The organism is Pseudomonas meliae (assembly GCF_001400515.1).
GTDB classification, from domain to species: Bacteria; Pseudomonadota; Gammaproteobacteria; order Pseudomonadales; family Pseudomonadaceae; genus Aquipseudomonas; species Aquipseudomonas amygdali.
This window is the reverse complement of sequence record NZ_LJQT01000064.1, coordinates 1-3,024: the sequence shown is the minus strand read 5'-3', so window position 1 is coordinate 3,024 and position 3,024 is coordinate 1. Positions and strand designations below refer to the sequence as shown.

At 56.6% G+C, this 3,024-nt stretch carries 4 protein-coding genes; all 4 read right to left on the bottom strand.

Annotation, left to right across the window (positions count from 1 at the left end; all coding sequences use genetic code 11):
* Positions 1 to 297: hypothetical protein (locus ALO64_RS25850; RefSeq protein ID WP_217996262.1), on the bottom strand; the 297-nt coding region annotated here is incomplete at its 3' end.
* A 516-nt stretch (positions 298 to 813) separates the two neighbouring features.
* A complete protein-coding gene (locus ALO64_RS02890; RefSeq protein ID WP_005622461.1) occupies positions 814 to 1,239 on the bottom strand; it encodes a type II toxin-antitoxin system HicB family antitoxin in 426 nt (141 codons plus the stop codon).
* 32 nt (positions 1,240 to 1,271) lie between these two features.
* On the bottom strand, positions 1,272 to 1,454 hold the full coding sequence (locus ALO64_RS02885; RefSeq protein ID WP_007253326.1) for a type II toxin-antitoxin system HicA family toxin: 183 nt from the start codon (positions 1,452 to 1,454) through the stop codon (positions 1,272 to 1,274).
* A 631-nt stretch (positions 1,455 to 2,085) separates the two neighbouring features.
* On the bottom strand, positions 2,086 to 2,832 hold the full coding sequence (locus tag ALO64_RS02880) for a hypothetical protein (RefSeq protein ID WP_044345745.1): 747 nt from the start codon (positions 2,830 to 2,832) through the stop codon (positions 2,086 to 2,088).
* Positions 2,833 to 3,024 lie beyond the last annotated feature (192 nt).

Genomic DNA, 3,024 nt, shown 5'->3' with positions numbered 1-3,024 from the left:
TCCGGAAAATACGCAGTACCCAGCCCAAGTGTCGCAAATCTCAGCTTCGCTCCCATTGGGCCGATCAGGAAAACAGACATCCACTCTATCAGGGCTAAGTACCTTAGCTATGTGGATTCCGTCTATCATTCCATTTACGTACCCCGCACACACACCTGATGCAAAATACTTGGATGGCGGTGTCGGATCTTTGATTAAAGCTTGGCATTGCTCGGAAAGCTCGTTCCCAGTCACAGCCATCGCAGTCCCGCTACCCAACATCCCAACTATTACCATCAGTACAAAAAATATCTTCATATAGGCCGTCCTTGCTTTAGCTATCGTACTTTACACACCGGGCGGGCCATGACGTGCGGCGTCTGATTCTGGAAGTCCAACGCTACCGTCTGCTGCTAAAGGAAATTGACGCCCTTTACGAAACGACCCATAAAGCTTGGCAAAACACCGTAGGCGGCAATCTGGTCGCCTTGCATCTGCTACAAGGCGTCATGTTCAGGGAACGCTTTCGGATCGGTTAACAGCGCATCACAAGGCGTTTGAGCTATGCAAACCTCGTTTTAGAACGCCTTTTTTACCCCTCAGAATTGACTCGTCAGCAGTCGTGACAGACGGCGCACCACCTGCGGAAATACCACGGGTTGAGCACTGCCTGTAATAAAAACACACTGACGACATCAACCATGAGGAACGCACCATGCTCAAGCACATCATTCAATGGTTTTGGCGGCTGGTTCTGTCCATCGTCGCAAGCCAGCTCGTCCGCTGGGCGCTACGCAACGCATTGGACTGGCTGGAATGATCCAGTGTTATGCGTCACGCAGCCTGCTCAATGCTCAACGTTATGCGCCGACCCAGCACAGCCAATGCCCGCTCCACCTGCTCGATTTTCGAGGTGTGCAGGAAGTCCACCAGCCGATCCACAACTTGCCGCGTACAGCTCAGACGGCGCGCCAGCTCGGCCCGGCTCACGCCATTGTCCAACATGCTGTTCCACAGCATGATCTTGGCGACAGTCAGCGCAGGCAGGTGCATCACCAACTCATCGCCGGATGGCAGAGACGCCTGCGGGATCTTGCGGCGCTGGTCAACGTAGAGCGAAAAGGCCGACTCCATGCCGTTCAGGGCTTCGGCCAGCGCCTCGTCCAAGGTGTCACCCGAGGCGTTCATTTCGGGAATATCCGGGCATGACAACCAGATGCCGGTTGGTTCCTGATGCAGTTCTAACGGGTACTGATACATAGGGCCTCACTGGTCAGCGGTACAGCCAAGCCTCAATCCTTGAGGCCCAGCTGTTTGATGATCGATTTACGTAACCCTTCGTGCATTTCCTTGCTGCCGTGGTCCGCAAAGATGGTCGCCTTGCCATTCAAGTACACCTTGAAGTGGCTGCCCTTGGCCGCTTTGAACTCAGCGCCTTGAGCCTGTAGCCATCGCCGAAACTCGCTGCACTTCATTGCTTCAGTCCTTGCCGTTTCGGTAAGGCCATTATGCAACATAAATGCTGCAAGAGCAACACATGTGATGCATTGATTAAACCGGTCGAAGTCCAAAACGCATGCCTTCATTGAAGGCAAAGAGCTATCGACCATACGCATAATTTTCTCAGCAGCCTGCGCGCACACGCGCCCGGTTGAGGACTGGGGCGGCTTGCCGTTCCAGGCCGATTTATCCGGGTCTTAGCGCCCGCAGGGTGGCCGCAGGCCAGGGCAGGGCAGCTTTATCGCCCTGGGCCGCTTAGACAGGCTGTTTCACGTACGTATAGTCGCGGATATACGCGCCGTGCCGAAGGCACGACTTGCGCGTGCATTACTGCTTTATGAGGTGGGTTTCCACCGCGTAAATCCCTGTTTTTCCTGAAAGGGGAAACTGAAGGGGGGATAAAATTTCATTTATTTCAAACACTCCAGTGCGCCACCTCCGGCGTGGCCAAAAAAAAACGTTGGAACAGCCAAAAAACGGCACAACCAGCACCGTCGTGCGGTCGATGCGATACCTGGCCATAGGGTCACCAGCCGCCCTTAAAACGCAGGCGTGACAGTGCCTCCGCGTGAGCGGATGCGGTTTTCGGACAAAGTGAGGCGTTACTTAGGCTTTCCGGGTCCTGGACGCGAGGAGCCTATCTAGCGCACTGGACACGGTGTTGCTGCCTGGCGGCGACGAGCTGGAGTCCGCGACATCTTGCGTATCCGGTACGCCCGCCTCCCGATTTTCCTTGGCCTGCCAACGCTGACGCGACGTTTCACGGCGCTGGAGTTCCAGAGAGTGCTTTTCCATGTCCGCCAAGCGCTGTTGCCCTATGTCGCGCAGCTGAGCATCGCGACGCTTCTTGGCCGACTTCTGCACGCGTTCATGAACATAGGCCAGGCCAAGGTCTTTCCAGAAAAGCTTGGTGAAGCGGATCAGGACGCGGGTACGCACCAGGTGCAGACCGTTATCGTCCTTCTCGTCCAGGCGAATGCGCTCGATACGGCGGTACACATACCCCGCATCATCCAGGGTTTTCATCAGGCGACACAGCGCCGGTGCAGAGATACCCGCATCCTCGGCAATGCCACACTGAGTGTTCAGCACATAGCGGCCATTGGCGGGGTCGATGTAGCCCAGCACGCTGGTGGCCAGGTCCAGGCGCACCAGCAGTTGCTCGGCTACGCGCTCGATGGCCAGGAACTTCTCCCGCCGGGTACGCCGGTCGCCATGAACGCCATCCAGGCGGCGCAGGTATTGGCCCCGGTAGCTGTCCATGTTGCTCAGGCGCTCGTAGGCCGATCGGATCAGGGGATTTTTAAGCTGTTGTTCCGAAAGATGGCGGGGGGCCGCATAACGGGCAGGCATTGCCCGACCGGGGCGACGTAAAGCGGAGTGGGGGGCAGAAGGGGGGAGCCTGACAGCCTTGAGGTGCCTCATGCTTCACCGCCTTGGCCATGAAGGCCATGCGCTACGGTAAAACGTGTCAGGTTTTGATGATGCTGGGGGTACAGGTCTGCCTTTAGAAGGGGCACAGCCTGCTGAAGAATCTTTTCCATA